Annotated in this window: 19 protein-coding genes; 13 read left to right on the top strand and 6 right to left on the bottom strand. The window is 64.3% G+C overall.

Annotated elements, in window-relative coordinates; genetic code table 11:
* Window positions 1-41 precede the first annotated feature (41 nt).
* Complete coding sequence (locus tag PVA39_RS02130; protein WP_274122585.1) at window positions 42-443, bottom strand: NINE protein; 402 nt, start codon at window positions 441-443, stop codon at window positions 42-44.
* Between the two features lie 136 nt (window positions 444-579).
* Between PVA39_RS02130 and PVA39_RS02125 the strand changes: the two genes are divergently transcribed.
* On the top strand, window positions 580-1,791 hold the full coding sequence (locus tag PVA39_RS02125) for a putative DNA modification/repair radical SAM protein (RefSeq protein ID WP_274122584.1): 1,212 nt from the start codon (window positions 580-582) through the stop codon (window positions 1,789-1,791).
* On the top strand, window positions 1,791-2,657 hold the full coding sequence (locus tag PVA39_RS02120) for a TIGR03915 family putative DNA repair protein (RefSeq protein WP_274122583.1): 867 nt from the start codon (window positions 1,791-1,793) through the stop codon (window positions 2,655-2,657). The genes PVA39_RS02125 and PVA39_RS02120 overlap by 1 nt, the downstream gene beginning before the upstream one ends.
* A 74-nt stretch (window positions 2,658-2,731) precedes the next feature.
* On the opposite strand, the gene PVA39_RS02115 is transcribed toward PVA39_RS02120, so the two are convergent.
* Together PVA39_RS02115 and PVA39_RS02110 are read right to left on the bottom strand one after the other, a co-directional pair.
* Window positions 2,732-3,877 carry a PilT/PilU family type 4a pilus ATPase gene (locus PVA39_RS02115; protein ID WP_013789436.1) on the bottom strand — a complete coding sequence of 382 codons (1,146 nt, stop codon included), beginning with the start codon at window positions 3,875-3,877 and terminating at the stop codon, window positions 2,732-2,734.
* A gap of 84 nt (window positions 3,878-3,961) precedes the next feature.
* Window positions 3,962-4,996: a type IV pilus twitching motility protein PilT gene (locus PVA39_RS02110; RefSeq protein WP_013789435.1), complete on the bottom strand. Its 1,035-nt coding sequence runs from the start codon at window positions 4,994-4,996 to the stop codon at window positions 3,962-3,964.
* Window positions 4,997-5,132: 136 nt separating this feature from the next.
* Between PVA39_RS02110 and PVA39_RS02105 the strand changes: the two genes are divergently transcribed.
* The 11 genes from PVA39_RS02105 to PVA39_RS02055 all read left to right on the top strand — a co-directional run bounded on the left by PVA39_RS02105 (window position 5,133) and on the right by PVA39_RS02055 (window position 14,342).
* The gene (locus tag PVA39_RS02105) at window positions 5,133-5,819 is read left to right on the top strand and encodes a YggS family pyridoxal phosphate-dependent enzyme (RefSeq protein WP_274122582.1); all 687 of its coding nucleotides are present in this window, start codon (window positions 5,133-5,135) and stop codon (window positions 5,817-5,819) included.
* A gap of 37 nt (window positions 5,820-5,856) precedes the next feature.
* Window positions 5,857-6,675 carry a pyrroline-5-carboxylate reductase gene (proC, locus tag PVA39_RS02100; RefSeq protein WP_274122581.1) on the top strand — a complete coding sequence of 273 codons (819 nt, stop codon included), beginning with the start codon at window positions 5,857-5,859 and terminating at the stop codon, window positions 6,673-6,675.
* An 11-nt stretch (window positions 6,676-6,686) separates the two neighbouring features.
* The gene (locus PVA39_RS02095) at window positions 6,687-7,277 is read left to right on the top strand and encodes a YggT family protein (RefSeq protein WP_274122580.1); all 591 of its coding nucleotides are present in this window, start codon (window positions 6,687-6,689) and stop codon (window positions 7,275-7,277) included.
* A 145-nt stretch (window positions 7,278-7,422) separates the two neighbouring features.
* The gene (locus PVA39_RS02090) at window positions 7,423-7,719 is read left to right on the top strand and encodes a DUF167 domain-containing protein (RefSeq protein WP_274122579.1); all 297 of its coding nucleotides are present in this window, start codon (window positions 7,423-7,425) and stop codon (window positions 7,717-7,719) included.
* A 109-nt stretch (window positions 7,720-7,828) separates the two neighbouring features.
* Window positions 7,829-9,811, top strand: coding sequence for a dynamin-like GTPase family protein (locus tag PVA39_RS02085; RefSeq protein WP_274122578.1), 1,983 nt, complete (start codon window positions 7,829-7,831; stop codon window positions 9,809-9,811).
* 123 nt (window positions 9,812-9,934) lie between these two features.
* Window positions 9,935-11,074, top strand: a complete 1,140-nt coding sequence (gene metX, locus PVA39_RS02080; RefSeq protein ID WP_274122577.1) for a homoserine O-succinyltransferase MetX — start codon at window positions 9,935-9,937, stop codon at window positions 11,072-11,074.
* 2 nt (window positions 11,075-11,076) lie between these two features.
* A complete protein-coding gene (gene metW / locus PVA39_RS02075; protein ID WP_013789428.1) occupies window positions 11,077-11,697 on the top strand; it encodes a methionine biosynthesis protein MetW in 621 nt (206 codons plus the stop codon).
* A gap of 8 nt (window positions 11,698-11,705) precedes the next feature.
* A complete protein-coding gene (locus PVA39_RS02070) occupies window positions 11,706-12,110 on the top strand; it encodes a DUF4426 domain-containing protein (protein ID WP_274122576.1) in 405 nt (134 codons plus the stop codon).
* Complete coding sequence (rdgB, locus tag PVA39_RS02065) at window positions 12,107-12,700, top strand: RdgB/HAM1 family non-canonical purine NTP pyrophosphatase (protein WP_093500542.1); 594 nt, start codon at window positions 12,107-12,109, stop codon at window positions 12,698-12,700. The genes PVA39_RS02070 and rdgB overlap by 4 nt, the downstream gene beginning before the upstream one ends.
* Before the next feature lie 84 nt (window positions 12,701-12,784).
* Entirely contained in the window at window positions 12,785-13,939 is a 1,155-nt protein-coding gene (gene hemW / locus PVA39_RS02060) for a radical SAM family heme chaperone HemW (RefSeq protein ID WP_274122575.1), read from the top strand.
* 79 nt (window positions 13,940-14,018) lie between these two features.
* Window positions 14,019-14,342 (top strand): DUF3392 domain-containing protein, encoded by a 324-nt coding sequence (locus tag PVA39_RS02055; protein ID WP_070885853.1) that lies wholly within the window; start codon window positions 14,019-14,021, stop codon window positions 14,340-14,342.
* 6 nt (window positions 14,343-14,348) lie between these two features.
* On the opposite strand, the gene PVA39_RS02050 is transcribed toward PVA39_RS02055, so the two are convergent.
* The 3 genes from PVA39_RS02050 to rph form a co-directional block, all read right to left on the bottom strand.
* Window positions 14,349-15,347, bottom strand: a complete 999-nt coding sequence (locus tag PVA39_RS02050; protein ID WP_274122574.1) for a hypothetical protein — start codon at window positions 15,345-15,347, stop codon at window positions 14,349-14,351.
* Window positions 15,348-15,479: 132 nt separating this feature from the next.
* A complete protein-coding gene (locus PVA39_RS02045; RefSeq protein WP_274122573.1) occupies window positions 15,480-15,854 on the bottom strand; it encodes a DUF4870 domain-containing protein in 375 nt (124 codons plus the stop codon).
* 26 nt (window positions 15,855-15,880) lie between these two features.
* Entirely contained in the window at window positions 15,881-16,603 is a 723-nt protein-coding gene (gene rph / locus PVA39_RS02040) for a ribonuclease PH (protein WP_013789421.1), read from the bottom strand.
* Between the last annotated feature and the right edge of the window lie 27 nt (window positions 16,604-16,630).

Genomic DNA, 16,630 nt, shown 5'->3' with positions numbered 1-16,630 from the left:
TAAGGGCCGGCAGCGATGCCTGCCTTCACCTTCCAGCAACCTTATCCGTTACGCGCATTCTCGATCGACACCTGATTGTTCAGCGTCCACAGGTCGTACAGCACGCCGACCAGAAACAGACCGCCAGTCAGCAGATAAAGGATCCCGGTAATCCACTTACCATGGTACATGCGGTGCACGCCGAAGATGCCCAGGAACGTCAGCAGGATCCACGCGACGTTGTAGTCGAGCCGGCCGGAGGTGAAGCGCAAGTCCGCTTCGCGATCCATCGCCGGGATCAGGAACAAATCGATGATCCAGCCGATGAACAGCAGGCCCAGGGTGAAGAACCAGATGGTGCCGGTCACTGGCTTGCCGTAGTAGAAACGGTGCGCACCGAGGAAGCCGAAGATCCACAGCAGGTAGCCGATGATCTTGCTGTGGGTATCAGGACGCTGCATCAAAATCTCCAGAAAGTTGAGTTCATTGCCTTCGATCCACGGCGCCGGCGCTGGTTTCCCCTGTCGCCGACGAGACGACCTTGCGGGAACCGAATGCTTACCGAATACTGTACATAAATACAGCTATCGAATCGTACCCATGGAATTGATCGAAAAGCTTACGGTACTCGCCGACGCCGCAAAATACGATGTTTCCTGCGCCAGCAGCGGGGCGCCCAAGCGGAGCTCGAAAGGCCAAAGCGGCATGGGCGCCACCGACGGCATGGGCATCTGCCACAGTTTCACCCCCGATGGCCGCTGCGTGGCGCTGCTGAAAATCCTGCTGACCAACTTCTGCCTGTACGACTGCCAGTATTGCGTCAACCGCCGCTCCAGCGACGTGCCGCGTGCGCGCTTCACGCCCGAGGAAGTGGTCACCCTGACCTTGGATTTCTATCGCCGCAACTGCATCAGTGGGCTGTTTCTCAGCTCCGGCATCATCCGCTCGGCGGACTACACCATGGAGCAACTCAACCGGGTCGCCAAGCTGCTGCGCGAGGAACACGAGTTCCGAGGCTACATCCACCTCAAGACCATTCCCGACGCGTCGCCGGAGCTGATCGCCGAAGCAGGTCGCTACGCCGACCGCCTCAGCGTGAACATCGAACTGCCCACCGAAAGCAGCCTGATCCGCCTGGCGCCGGAAAAGAGCGTGGCACCGATTAAGCAGGCCATGGGCACCATTCGCAACGGCGTCGAGGAGGCCGACAGCGAAAAGCGCGCGCCCGCCTTCGCGCCGGCCGGGCAAAGCACGCAGATGATCGTCGGCGCGGACGCCACCGACGACAGCACCATCCTGCACACCGCTCAGTCGCTGTACGGCGACTTCCGCCTCAAGCGCGTCTATTACTCGGCCTTCAGCCCGATTCCGCAAAGCCCCAAGAGCGTCCCCTTCGTGGCGCCGCCGCTGCTGCGCGAGCACCGCTTGTATCAGGCGGACTTCCTGATGCGCGGCTACGGCTTCAAGGCCACCGAGCTGCTCGACGGCCCCGGCAACCTGGCCCTGGATATCGACCCCAAGTTGGCCTGGGCGCTGAACAATCGCCAGCATTTTCCCGTCGACCTCAACCGCGCCGACGTGACCCTGATCGCCCGCATCCCCGGAATCGGCGTGCTCAGCGCCCAGCGCCTGGTCGCCCTGCGCCGCCAGAAGCGTATCCGCTTCGAAGATGTAGGGCGCCTGCGCTGCGTACTGGAAAAGGCCAAGCCATTCATCGTCACCCAGGATTACCGCCCCGCCCAGGCGACGCGCGAATCCCTGGTGCTGCGCCAGCAATTGAGCGAAGCGCCGCAACAGATGGGGCTCTGGTGATGCACGCGGTGCACTTCGACGGCAGCTTCGCCGGCTGGCGGGACGCGGCCCGAGCGCAACTGCGCCGAGGTATGGCGCCGCATCAACTGAGCTGGGTGCAGGACAGCCAGGAAAACCAGGATCTGTTCGGAGGGCTGGAGGCGCCTCAACCCGCCCCGGCTGCCGACCGACCCGTACGGGTTCCACGCGCCCTGATCGAACAACTGGAAAGCGCTGCTCGCTTTCGCTGCGCACAACGCTGGGCATTGCTGTACCGCATTCTCTGGCGCGTCGCCAACGGCGACCAGGCCGCCATGCTGGCAGGCGATATCGACGGCAGCGAACTGCACGCCCGCCTCAAGGCCGTGCGCCGTGAGGCGCATCACCTGCACGCCTTCCTGCGCTTCAAACCGCGGGACGCCAGCGCTGGCGGGCCGGAGCTGGTGGCCTGGCACGAGCCGGCCCACGATATTCTCGCAAGCGCCTCGGGCCATTTCGCCGAACGCCTCGGCCGGCAAACCTGGCTGATCGCCACGCCGGACGACGGAGTGTACTGGGATGGCGAGAGACTGCATCACGCCAAGCCATGCCCGCCTGAATGGCAACAATTGGCCCAGTGCACCGACGACCGCAACGAAGCGATGTGGCTGGCCTACTATGGCAGCACCTTCAACCCGGCACGCCTCAATCGCAGCGTGCTGGAGACCAATATGCCGGTACGCTTCTGGCGCAACCTGCCGGAAGGCCCGCTGATCCCGCGCCTAATGAGCCAGGCCCGCGCCGGTGCCCAGGTCGATGGCCAGGCCGAGGCCGTAGCCGCTCGGCCGGGGAAACGGATCAGCGCTGCTGCGGAGAAAGTGCTGCCTGTGCGCAGCACAAAGGGTTGATGAGCACTATTAGCTGGGCAATAAAAAACCCGCCGAAGCGGGTTTCGTTCTATACGGGCTAAGCAACCAGATGCTTAGCGAAACCGCCGCCCCTGATCTTCGTCGCTGATTTCCAGGGCCAGGCCCTGGGACATGCTGGTCAGGTGTTCGCCGTCGGTTTCCGAGCCGAGCTTGATCATCAGGCGCAGGTCGTTGGCCGAGTCGGCGTACAGCAGGGCGTCTTCGTAGGTGATCTCGCCCTGGCTGTAGAGGTTGTACAGCGCCTGGTCGAAGGTCTGCATGCCGTGCTCGGTGGAGCGTTTCATCAGGCCCTTGAGCTCGTGCACCTCGCCCTTGCGGATCAGGTCGGCGGCCAGAGGGGTGTTGATCAGCACCTCGATCACCGCGCGACGACCCTTGCCATCGGGCGTGGGGATCAGCTGCTGGGCGACGATGGCCTTGAGGTTCAGCGACAGGTCCATCCACACCTGGTTCTGCCGATCCGCCGGGAAGAAGTTGATGATCCGGTCCAGCGCCTGGTTGGCGTTGTTGGCGTGCAGGGTGGCCAGGCACAGGTGGCCGGTTTCGGCGAAGGCCACGGCGTGGTCCATGGTCTCGCGGGTACGCACCTCACCGATGAGGATCACGTCCGGCGCCTGGCGCAGGGTGTTCTTCAGCGCCACCTCGAAGGAGTCGGTATCGATGCCCACTTCGCGCTGGGTAACGATGCAGTTCTGGTGCTGGTGGATGTACTCGATCGGGTCTTCGATGGAGATGATGTGGCCACTGCTGTTCTTGTTGCGGTAGCCGATCATCGCCGCCAGCGAGGTGGACTTGCCGGTACCGGTGGCGCCGACGAACAGCACCAGGCCGCGTTTGGTCAGCGCCAGCTTCTTGAGGATTTCCGGCAGTTTGAGGTCATCGAGCGTGGGGATGTTGGTCTCGATGCGGCGAAGCACCATGCCGGCCAGGTTGCGCTGATAGAAGGCGCTGACCCGGAATCGGCCAATGCCGCGGGCGCTGATGGCGAAGTTGCACTCGTGGTTTTCGGCGAACTCCCGGCGCTGCTGCTCGTTCATCACCCCGTGCACGGTTTCGCGGGTCATTTCCGGCGAAAGCGGAGTCTTGGTCACGGGCATGATCTTGCCGTTGACCTTCATCGACGGTGGCACGCCAGCGGTGATGAACAGATCGGAGCCGCCCTTCTCGACCATCAGGCGCAACAGTTTCTCGAATTCCATGGGTGCTTACCTAAATGCGCTGGTGCGATGTTCAATCGCCGACGGAGGAAGCTCCGCCGGCCTGGGCTCGGAATCGTGAAAAGGTCAGAAATTTTCCGGGGTTTTGGCCTTCTCACGGGCACTTTCACGGCTGACCAGGCCTTTGGAAACCAGCCGTTTCAGGCAGGAGTCGAGGGTTTCCATACCCAGTGCACCGCCGGTCTGGATGGCCGAATACATCTGCGCCACCTTGTCTTCGCGGATCAGGTTTCGGATCGCCGGGGTGCCGATCATGATTTCGTGGGCCGCCACCCGACCGCCGCCGATCTTCTTCAGCAGGGTCTGGGAAATCACCGCCTGCAGGGATTCGGACAGCATGGAGCGAACCATGGACTTTTCCTCGGCCGGGAACACGTCAACCACCCGGTCGATGGTCTTGGCGGCGGAGGTGGTGTGCAGGGTGCCGAACACCAGGTGACCGGTTTCCGCGGCGGTCAGCGCCAGGCGGATGGTTTCCAGGTCACGCATCTCGCCGACCAGAATGATGTCCGGGTCTTCACGCAGGGCCGAGCGAAGGGCTTCGGAGAAGCCGTGAGTATCACGGTGCACTTCACGCTGGTTGACCAGGCACTTCTTCGACTCGTGGACGAATTCGATGGGGTCTTCGACGGTGAGAATGTGGTGGTACTTGTTGCTGTTGATGTAGTCGAGCATCGCCGCCAGGGTGGTCGACTTGCCCGAACCGGTCGGCCCGGTAACCAACACCAGCCCGCGCGGCACATCGGAGACCTTCTTGAAAATCTCGCCCATCCCCAGGTCTTCCATGCTCAGCACTTTCGACGGAATGGTCCGGAATACCGCGCCGCTGCCGCGGTTCTGGTTGAAGGCGTTGACCCGGAAGCGCGCCACGCCGGGCACTTCGAACGAGAAGTCGGTCTCCAGGAATTCTTCGAAGTCCTTGCGCTGCTTGTCGTTCATGATGTCGTAGATCAGCGCGTGCACCTGCTTGTGATCCAGGGCAGGCAGGTTGATCCGGCGCACATCGCCGTCGACCCGGATCATCGGCGGCAAGCCTGCGGAAAGGTGCAGGTCCGACGCGCCTTGCTTGGCGCTGAAGGCAAGCAGCTCGGTGATATCCATGGGACTCCCTAATGACGGTAGAATGCCGCGTAACTTAAGGATGGGGGCCTTGGCGGATTACCAGGCGGCTGCGCGAGCACGCCCTTGGCAGACTACCGTGAGGCCCGCAGAAACGCTCAGGCGGCAGGCGCAGGTAATGTCCACGATAGCAGAGAATATTGCAAAGGTCGGTGTGCGGATCCGTGAGGCGGCGCAAGCCTCGCAGCGAGATTTTTCCTCCATCGGGCTACTGGCGGTGAGCAAGACCAAGCCCGCCGAAGCGATTCGTGAAGCCCATGCGGCCGGCCTGCGGGATTTCGGCGAGAACTACCTGCAGGAAGCCCTCGACAAGCAGGCGCTGCTCGCAGACCTACCGCTGACCTGGCATTTCATCGGCCCCATCCAGTCCAACAAGACCCGCCCCATCGCCGAGCATTTCGCCTGGGTGCACTCGGTGGATCGCCTGAAAGTCGCCGAACGCCTGAGCGTCCAGCGCCCCGCCGAGCTGGCGCCGCTGAACATCTGCCTGCAGGTCAACGTCAGCGGCGAAGCGAGCAAGTCCGGCTGCCAGCCCGAGGAACTCGCTGCCTTGGCACAGGCGGTTACACAACTGCCCAACCTGCGTCTGCGCGGATTGATGACAATCCCCGCGCCCACGGATGACGTGGCCGAGCAACGCGCGGCGTTCGCCCGCCTGCGCACGCTGCGGGACGCGCTGAACCTCGATCTCGACACCCTGTCCATGGGCATGAGCCACGACCTCGAAGCGGCCATCGCCGAGGGTGCGAGCTGGGTGCGTATCGGCACAGCGCTGTTCGGCGAACGCGATTACGGCAAGGTTTGAATTACCCGATCTCGACTCTCCAGATAGGAACCTCTCCATGACCACTTCCCGTATCGCCTTCATCGGCGCCGGCAACATGGCTGCCAGCCTGATCGGCGGGCTGCTCGCCCAGGGCCTGCCAGCGGGCGCCATTCGCGCCAGCGACCGTGGCGCCGAACAGCGCGAGAAGATCGCCGCCGAACACGGCATCGACGTGATGGCCAGCAATGCCGAGGCCTGCCGTGACGCCGACGTGATCGTCCTGGCGGTCAAGCCGCAGGTCATGAAGGACGTGTGCCTGGACCTGGCGCCCCATGTGCAGGCCGGCCAGTTGGTCGTTTCCATCGCCGCCGGCATCACCAGCGCCAGCCTGGAAAACTGGCTGGGCGCGCGCGCCATCGTGCGCTGCATGCCTAACACCCCGTCGCTGCTGCGCCTGGGCGCCAGCGGCCTGTACGCCAATGCGCAGGTCAGCGCCGCGCAGCGCCAGCAGGCCGAGCAGTTGCTGGGCGCCGTGGGCATGGCGGTGTGGCTGGAAGAGGAAAAACTGATCGACGCCGTGACCGCCGTGTCCGGCAGCGGCCCGGCGTATTTCTTCCTGCTGATCGAGGCGATGACCGCCAGCGGTGAGAAGCTCGGCCTGCCCCGCGATGTCGCCGCCAAGCTGACGATGCAAACCGCCCTGGGCGCCGCACAGATGGCATTGAACAGCGACGTCGACGCCGCCGAACTGCGCCGCCGCGTCACTTCGCCGGCCGGTACCACCGAGGCGGCGATCAAGACATTCCAGGCTGGTGGCTTCGAAGCCCTGGTCGAGCAGGCCGTCCAGGCCGCCGACCAGCGCTCGGCCGAGCTGGCCGAACAACTGGGTCAATAAGGAGACACGTAATGATCGGTCTGAACACCGCTGCCATTTACATCCTGCAGACCATCGGCAGCTTCTACCTGCTGATCGTGCTGCTGCGCTTTATCCTGCAACTGGTCCGCGCGGACTTCTACAACCCGCTCAGCCAGTTCATCGTGCGCGCCACCCACCCGATTCTCAAACCGCTGCGCCGCGTCATCCCCAGCCTCGGCGGCCTCGACCTGGCCTCGCTGGTGCTGGCGCTGATCGTCCAGTTCGTGCTGATGGCCCTGACCCTGATGCTGATGGGCGTCGGCATCAGCGACCCGCTGCTGATCCTGGTCTGGTCGATCATTGGCGTCACCGCCCTGCTGCTCAAGGTGTTCTTCTTCGCCCTGATCATCAGCGTGATCCTCTCCTGGGTCGCCCAGGGCACCCACAACCCGGCCGCCCTGCTGGTCAACCAGATTTGTGAGCCACTGCTGATGCCGATCCGCCGCATCCTTCCCAACCTGGGCGGCCTGGATCTGTCGCCCATCGTGGCATTCCTGATCCTCAACCTGATCGACATGCTGGTGATCCGCAACTTGGCGATCAGTACCGGCATGTTCAGCGGCCTGAGCCTGGCGATCTAAGCTCTCATGATCTGCTGCGCGTCGGCCCTACTGCGTTAAAAACAGGCTCGGACTGCTCATTTACAACTCGTAAACTCCGCGTCCTCGCCTGTTTTTGCCTTGTAGGGCTCTAGCTCGCGAGATCATGAACAGGTTCTAAAAGTCGATGAGTTTCTTTCGCTGGGACGGCGATGCGCTGATCCTCGACTGCCACCTGCAGCCCAAGGCGAGCAACGATGCGTTCGCCGGGCTGCACGGCGAACGCCTGAAGATCCGCCTCACCGCCCCGCCGGTGGACGGCAAGGCCAATGCCCACCTGCTGGCTTTTCTCGCCGGGGCCTTCGGTGTCGCCAAGAGCCAGGTCAGCCTGGAAAGCGGCCAGCAGAGCCGCCAGAAGCGGGTGCGCATTCAGGCGCCCAGCAAATTGCCCGGCGAGCTCGGCCTGACCGCTCGCCCATCCTGAACGACCATCAGGTGCCAATGCGACCCACTCGCCATTGACGTCGCCTGCGCCCCTCGCATAATGCTCGGCAGCCCGCATCGAAGCCGATGCCCTGTCAGGGAACCCACCGATGAGCATGGAACGTCTCAGTGAGCAGGTCGATGCGTACGTCGCCTGGAAGCGCGAACTGGTCCGCGAGATCACCCGCTACCGTAGCTGGCTGGCTCATAACCGGCTGAGCAGCGAAGGCGTCGAGGCACGCCTGGAGCGGGCGCTGCGCCTGCTGCGCACCGACCACATCACACTGGCCTTCGTCGGCGAGTTCTCCCGCGGCAAGACCGAGCTGATCAACAGCCTGTTCTTCTCCGAATACGGCCAGCGCCTGCTGCCGTCCCAAGCCGGGCGCACCACCATGTGCCCGACCGAGATTCTTTTCGATCCGGGCGCCGCGCAGCCCTATATCCGCCTTCTGCCCATCGAGACGCGTATTGCCGAAGCCAGCGTCGCGCAGTTCAAGCGCACACCCCGCCACTGGGTGAACGTCGCCCTCGACACCAATGACCCGAACAGCATGGCCAGAGCCTTCGCCCAGGTCGCAGCCAACAAGGCCATGCCGGTGGAGAAGGCCATCGCCCTGGGCTTTCACCCGGGCAACCTGGAAAGCACCGAGCAAGCCGGCCAGGTGCTGGTACCGGCCTGGCGCCACGCCATCGTCAACTTCGACCACCCGCTGCTGCGCCAGGGCCTGCGCATTCTCGACACACCCGGCCTCAACGCCCTGGGCTGCGAGCCGGAGCTGACCCTGTCGATGCTGCCCAGCGCCCAGGCGGTGATCTTCCTGTTGTCCGCCGACACGGGCGTGACGGCCAGCGACCTGGATATCTGGCAGCAGCACGTACAGCCCCTCGACGAGGAGCGCCAAGGCTGCCTGTACGCGGTGCTGAACAAGATCGACGTGCTGTGGGACGACCTGGCCGGCGACACCTTCGTGGCCAATGCCATCGAGCGGGTGCGCATGCAGGCCGCCCGCCATCTGGGCATCGCCGGCCGGGACATCCTGCCGCTGTCGGCCAAGCAGGCGCTGCTCGCCAAGGTGCGTCAGGATCCGGCATTGCTGGCGCGCAGCCAGATGGCCGAACTCGAGACGCTGCTCTGCGAGCGCATCGTGGCGCAGAAGGAACGGCTGCTCGAAGAGCGCGTAGTGCGCCAGGTGCTGGCCATGCTCAACAACAGCCAGCACGTGCTCGGCCTGCGCCTGGCCAAGGTCAACGAACAGCTGGAGCTGCTCGACGAGCGCCGCCAGGACAACGGCCAGATGCTCATGGAGCTGACCAGCCGTACCAAGGACGATCACACCCTGCACCACAAGCGCCTGGTGGCGCTGCGCACCAATCAGCGCCTGCTGCGTAACCAGGGCGAGCGCCTGAAGACCTCGGCCCAGGCGGAAAAGCTCGAAGCGCACCTCGCCCAGCTGCGTCGTAAGCTCAATGGTGCCTGGACGACCCTGGGCATCAACCAGGCGATCCTCGGTTTCTTCACCGCGGTCGAGGACGACCTGCACAGCCTGTCCCACGATGCCGACATGGCCAACCGCATGGTCGAGGCCATCTACCGCCGGCACAACGAGGAAAACCCGCTGCAGGCGGTCGATGCGCCGCGCTTCGAACTGGCGGACTACGTGCGCGAACTGCGCCATCTGCAGAAGAAGGGCGACCGCTTCCGCCTGCGCCTCAAGACCCTGCTGACCGAGCAGCGCAGCCTCGGCCGACGCTTCTTCGCCACCCTGGTACAGGAAGTCATCGGTCTGCACCGCCGTCTGCGCCGCGATGCCGAGCGCTGGGCCGACGAGGCACTGATGCCGCTGATGCAGCACACACTTGAGCACAAGCAGTTGCTGGAAGGCCACATGCTGCGCCTCAAGGCCCTGGCCCAGGACACCCAGCACGGTCACCAGCGCCACCAGCAACTGGCCCAGTATGCCGATGAACTCAAGCAGCAGCTGACCCAAGCCAGCGACATGCTGCGCGTGATGCGCCGCCCGGCACCCATCCAGCGGCAAGCCAAGGTGGTCACCCTCAAGGGCATGCCGCGCCCGGTCGGCAACCTCGAGTAGCCGGCAGCGGGATACGCCGCGCTAGCGGGCTCAGCCAGCGCGGCCAGCAGTTTCCTTGCCGCTGACAGGCGCGCTCTTTAGACTGCTGCACTTTCCCGTACCTTCCTTAGCCGAGCAGAGTCGATGTCGACTGTTTTTCCTCAAGACTCCGTTGGCCTGGTGACGCCGCAGATCGCCAGGTTTTCCGAGCCACTGGCGCTGGCCTGCGGCCGCAGCCTGGCCGACTACCAGCTGATCTACGAAACCTACGGCGAGCTCAACGCCAATGCCAGCAACGCGGTGCTAATCTGCCACGCGCTGTCCGGCCATCACCACGCCGCCGGTTACCACAGTGCCGATGACCGCAAGCCGGGTTGGTGGGACAGCTGCATCGGCCCCGGCAAGCCGCTGGACACCAACCGCTTCTTCGTCGTCAGCCTCAACAACCTGGGCGGCTGCAACGGCTCGACCGGCCCGTCCGACATCAATCCGGCCACCGGCAAGCCATTCGGCGCCGACTTCCCGGTAATGACCGTTGAAGACTGGGTCAACAGCCAGGCACGCCTGGCCGACCTGCTGGGCATCGGGCAGTGGGCCGCGGTGGTCGGTGGCAGCCTGGGCGGCATGCAGGCCATGCAGTGGACAATCAGCTACCCGGAGCGCGTGCGCCACTGCCTGGCCATCGCCTCGGCACCGAAGCTCTCGGCGCAGAACATCGCCTTCAACGAAGTGGCGCGCCAGGCGATTCTCACCGACCCGGAGTTTCATGGCGGGCACTTCCAGGACCAGGGCGTGATTCCCAAGCGCGGCCTGATGCTGGCACGCATGGTCGGGCACATCACCTACCTGTCCGATGACGCCATGGGTGAGAAATTCGGCCGCGGTTTGAAGAACGAGAAACTCAACTACGACTTCCACAGCGTGGAATTCCAGGTCGAAAGCTACCTGCGCTACCAGGGCGAGGAGTTCTCCGGGCGTTTCGATGCCAACACCTACCTGCTGATGACCAAGGCGCTGGACTACTTCGACCCGGCCGCCGAGCACGACGGCGACCTGGCCAAGACCCTGGCCAAGGCCAAGGCGGACTTCTGCGTGATGTCGTTCACCACCGACTGGCGCTTCTCGCCAACCCGCTCGCGGGAAATCGTCGACGCCCTGCTCGCCGCCCGCAAGAACGTCTGCTACCTGGAAATCGACGCGCCGCAAGGCCACGACGCCTTCCTGATGCCGATCCCCCGCTACCTGCAGGGTTTTGCCAGCTACATGAAACGGATCGAGGTGTAAGCATGCGAGCCGACCTAGAGATCATCCAAGAATGGATCCCCGCCGGCAGCCGCGTCCTCGACCTGGGCTGCGGCGACGGCGAACTGCTCGCCTGGCTGGGCGCCAACAAGCAGGTGACCGGCTACGGCCTGGAAATCGACCCGGACAAGATCGCCCAATGCATCGGCAAAGGCGTCAACGTCATCGAACAGAACCTCGACGAAGGCCTGGGCAACTTCGCCAGCGACAGCTTCGACGTGGTGGTCATGACCCAGTCGCTGCAGGCGCTGCACTTTCCCGACAAGGTGCTGGCCGAGATGCTGCGCGTCGGCAAGACCTGCATCATCACCTTTCCCAACTTCGGCCACTGGCGCTGCCGCTGGTACCTGGCCAGCAAGGGCCGCATGCCGGTGTCCGACTTCCTCCCGTACACCTGGTACAACACGCCGAACATCCACTTCTGCACCTTCGAGGACTTCGAGCGCCTGTGCCACCAGCAGAGCGCCCGGGTACTCGACCGCCTGGCCGTGGACCGCGAACACCGGCATGGCTGGGCCAGCCGCGCGTGGCCGAACCTGCTGGGCGAGATTGGCATCTACCGTATCAGCGGCCACAATGCACACGACGTGCGCATCGCCAACTAGGCCGCCCCATGCGCCTGCTCGCCATGTTGATCGCCCTGTGCCTGAGCCTGCCGGCACTGGCCGACAACCGCATGCAGCGCCTTGGCGACCTGCAGGTGCATTACAGCGCCTTCAACGCCAACTACCTGCAACCGCAGATCGCCCAGGCCAGCAGCCTGGTGCGCAGCGCCAAGCTGGGGGTGTTGAACATCAGCGTGCTGCGCGGCGGCAAGCCGACGGCAGCAGAGATCAGCGGCGAGGTGAAGAACGTGCTGGGCCATGGCCAGGCGCTGACCTTCGTCGAACAGCGCGAGGGCGAATTCGTTTCCTACCTGGCGCAGTTTCCCATCGAATCCCGTGAGGTGCTGCTGTTCAGCCTGCAGGTGAACGGCCAGCGCCTGGACTTCAACCAGGAACTCTTTCCGGAGCCATGATGCCTTTCCCAGAACTCGTCCTCGCCAGCCACAACGCCGGCAAACTCAAGGAACTGCAAGCCATGCTCGGCGACCGCGTGCGCCTGCGCTCGGTCGGTGAGTTCAGCCAGGTGGAGCCGGAGGAAACCGGCCTGTCGTTCGTCGAGAACGCCATCCTCAAGGCGCGTAATGCCTCGCGCCTGTCCGGCCTGCCAGCGCTGGCCGACGACTCCGGCCTGGCGGTGGATGTTCTCGGCGGGGCGCCAGGCATCTATTCGGCCCGCTACGCCGATGGCCAGGGCGATGCCGCCAACAACGCCAAGCTGCTGGCGGCCCTCAAGGAGGTGCCGGACGCCGAGCGCGGCGCCCAGTTCGTCTGTTGCCTGGCCCTGGTGCGACACGCCGACGACCCGCTGCCGATTCTCTGCGAAGGCCTGTGGCATGGCCGCATCCTGCATGAGGCGCGCGGCGAGCACGGCTTCGGCTACGACCCGTTGTTCTGGGTCGAGGAGCGCCAGTGCTCCAGCGCCGAACTGTCGCCGGCCGACAAGAACCAGCTCAGCCACCGCGCCATTGCCATGAAGTTGCTCAAGCAGCGCCTGGGTTTGTAAGCGCTTTCGAATAGGGCGTTTCGTCCACGCACGTTGGTAGTTTGCCCAACTCGTGCCACGATAGCGCCCCGCAACCACCCTGCCGTGATCCAGAAGCCCGTGTTCCAGCTGCCGCCCCTGACCCTGTACGTCCATATTCCCTGGTGCGTGCGCAAGTGCCCCTACTGCGATTTCAACTCCCACGCCGCCGGCCCCAACCTGCCGGAAGAGGCCTACGTCGACGCGCTGCTCGCCGATCTCGACGCTGATCTGGCCCAGGCCCACGGCCGCCCGCTGACCTCGATCTTCTTCGGCGGCGGCACGCCCAGCCTGTTTTCCGCCAAGGCCCTGGGCCGCCTGCTCGAAGGCGTGGAGCGGCGCATTCCGTTCGCCGGCGATATCGAGATCACCCTGGAAGCCAACCCGGGCACCTTCGAGCAGGAGAAATTCGCCGCCTACCGGCGTCTGGGCATCAATCGCCTGTCGGTCGGCGTGCAGAGCTTCCAGGCGGAAAAACTCAAGGCCCTGGGGCGCATCCATGACGGCGATGAAGCCGTGCGCGCCGCCGACATGGCCCGCGCCGCCGGCTTCGACAATTTCAACCTGGACCTGATGCACGGCCTGCCGGATCAGTCCCTCGATGACGCCCTGGGCGACCTGCGCATCGCCATCGCCCAGGCGCCGACCCACCTGTCCTGGTACCAGCTGACGGTGGAGCCGAACACGGTGTTCTGGAACCAGCCGCCGGTGCTGCCCGAGGACGATACCCTGTGGGACATCCAGGAGGCTGGCCAGGCGCTGCTCGCCGAGCACGGTTACGCCCAGTACGAAGTGTCGGCCTACGCGCAGCCCGAGCGCATGGCGCGGCACAACCTGAATTACTGGACCTTCGGCGATTTCCTCGGCATTGGTGCCGGCGCCCACGGCAAGCTGAGTACGCCGGATGGCCGCATCAGCCGCACCTGGAAAACCCGCCTGCCCAAGGATTACCTCGACCCCGCCAAGCGCTATAGCGCTGGTGAGCGACTCCTCACTGCCGAGGAGCTGCCGTTCGAGTTCCTGATGAACGTGCTGCGCCTGAGCGATGGCTGCAGCGCCGAGCTGTTCGGCCAGCGCACGGGCCTGCCCCTGGAGCAATTGGCCGAGGCCCGCGAACAGGCCCAGCGTCGCGGCCTGCTGCAAGCGGATCCGGCGCGCCTGGTGGCCACCCGCGAAGGCCAGCTGTTTCTCAATGATCTGCTGCAGTATTTCCTGCCCTGAATCGCCGCGCCCTGCGAACCAACGGCGCGCCGGATGATCCGAGGCAGCAGGATCCAATCGTCACGCCTGAGGAGCAACCATGGATTATGTGCTGGACCTGATCGCCACCGTGTCACGCTGGAGCCGTGGCCATCTCAGCGAGATTTCCCTGGGGCTCATGGCCACCCTGCTGGTGCTGTTCGGTCCGGCGATCAATGCCTGGATTCAAGGACGCATCGGCAGCCTCAATTTCGTGCTGCGCACCTTGATATTCGTCGCGGTCTGCGTGGTCGGCTACGGCCTGGCGCTGGTCTACCTGACGCCGCTGCTGACCCAGTTGCTAGGCCACTTCAACAACTACACCCTGGCGCCGGTGCTGCTGGTGGTGATGTTCCTGATCGGTGTGCTGGCGGATCGCAGCTGAGCCGGCTCAGGGCACGACCTTGAACCAGTCGACCACGCCCACATCGCCATTGCGGTAGGTGCCCAGCACCTCACCGTCGGCCCGCTGCTCCACCGAGATATCCGGCTCGACCGGCTTGCCATCACGACGGTCGACAGCCGGCGCCTCGCTCAGCGGGCTGAACAGCAGGTTGCCATTGAATGCCCGCACCCGGGTATTTACCGGGTACTGCATGGGGCCGAGCTGCACAGGCTCGGCCAGCTCGCCCTGCCAGTCCTGTAGCGCGCCATAAGGGCCGTCGACCCACAGGTTCCATAGCCGCACCTTGAGCCCCTGGAACTGCACCGGCGTATCGGTGGTTTCCAGCTGCCAGCGGCTCTCGCCGACCGCATGCACGATCATCGGCTCCGGCCAGGTAATGCCGGCCACCTGGCTGCCGGCCGCCAGCGTGCAGCTTTCCAGTTGCCATTGACGGACCTCGAAGCGCGCACCGGACGGATAGCCGAAGGTTACCGGCGCCTGCGCCGAGCACTGCCAGCCGCCGAGTTTGGCATCATCGACCAGCCGGGCCTCGGCCAGCTGGTCGCCGAGATCCAGACGGCGCACCGCGGCGCCCTGCAGCATAAGCGGCTGACTGTCGAATTCGGCGCGTTGCAGGCTCTGCAAACCGTAGGGCAGGTTATCGCCACTGAGGTTCTTGCCCGCCTCCAGACGCTCCAGCCACACCCGCGTGCCGGCGGGCAGCATCAGCTCACCGAGCACCTGCTCGCTGTCCAGACGCGGACTTAGCGCGCGCTGCTCGGCCAACTGTTTAGCCTCCCAGCGCAGAAACTCGACGGTAGGCAGGCTGCCAGCGATCAGGAATACGGCCAGCAGTCCGAACCACCAGGGGTGCAAGCGGATAAAGCGCCGGGAACGGCGATTAAGCAAGGCGACCAGCAGTGCCGCCAGGGCCGCGACGCACACCAGAGACACCAGCAGGAACAACGATCCGAGCATCATGGCCAGTGGGTTGATGGGGATCATGGGCGTCCTTGTGAGCTCGATGGGGCGTTTTCGTGGCAGAGCTTAAGAGTCGCCTTCGGGCGAATCAACACTTGGTTACACTTCAATAAAAAAGCCAGCATTGCGCTGGCTTTTTCTGCGATTAGGCGAGGATTACTTGATCAATCTCAGGCAGAACGGGTAGCGGTAATGCTTACCCTCACCGGCCTTGATGCCGCCGATAATGGTCAGTACCACGGTGCCGATGCACAGCAGCCCCATCAGCAGAAAACCGATGAGTACCAGCATCAGCAGCAGGCAGACGATGCCGGCAATGGCTACCGTCAGCTGGAAGTTGAGCGCTTCCTTGCCCTGTTCATCGATAAAGCCGTGCTGATCCTTTTTCACCTGCCAGACCACCAGCGGGCCGATCAGGTTGCCGAAGGGAAACACGAAGCCGAGGGCGGCCGCGAAGTGGCAGATCATCGCCCACTGGCGCGCATCCCGATCGGGCTCGTCAGCAGGCGTTACGGCGCTATGCTCATCCATCACGACTCTCCTCGGTCAGCGAAACATCACTCGGCCAGCGCAGCCTGCTGCAGGGCGAACAACTCGCCCATGCCCTGCTGCGCCAGGGCCAGCATGGCATTCAGCTCGGCAGGCTGGAACGGCGCGCCTTCGGCGGTACCCTGCACCTCGATGAAGCCACCGGTGCTGGTCATCACCACGTTCAGATCGGTTTCGGCGGCGGAATCTTCCAGGTAATCCAGATCCAGCACCGGCTCGCCCTGGTAGATCCCGACGGACACCGCCGCGATCATCTGCTTGAGCGGGTCGCCGCCTTTCAGGCCGCCACGCTTCTTCATCACCTTCAGGGCATCCACCAGTGCAACCATGGCGCCGGTAATAGACGCGGTGCGGGTGCCGCCGTCGGCCTGGATCACGTCGCAGTCGACGTACAGGGTGTTCTCGCCCAGTTTGCTCATGTCCAGTGCGGCGCGCAGCGAGCGGCCGATCAGGCGCTGGATCTCAAGGGTACGGCCGCCCTGCTTGCCCTTGCTGGCTTCACGCTGGTTACGGTCGCCAGTAGCGCGCGGCAGCATGCCGTACTCGGCTGTCACCCAGCCCTGGCCCTGGCCTTTCAGAAAGCGCGGTACGCCCTGCTCGACGCTGACGGTGCAGATCACCTTGGTGTCGCCGAACTCGACCAGCACCGAACCTTCGGCGTGCTTGGTGTAGTTGCGGGTGATGCGAATAGGGCGCAACTGATCGGCGGCGCGGCCACTGGGACGTTTCATCAACAAATACCTGCTCTCAAGTAGAAT

The sequence above is a fragment of the Pseudomonas sp. CNPSo 3701 genome (assembly GCF_028674975.1).
Taxonomy (GTDB): domain Bacteria; phylum Pseudomonadota; class Gammaproteobacteria; order Pseudomonadales; family Pseudomonadaceae; genus Aquipseudomonas; species Aquipseudomonas straminea.
This window is presented reverse-complemented; position numbering and strand designations above follow the sequence as displayed.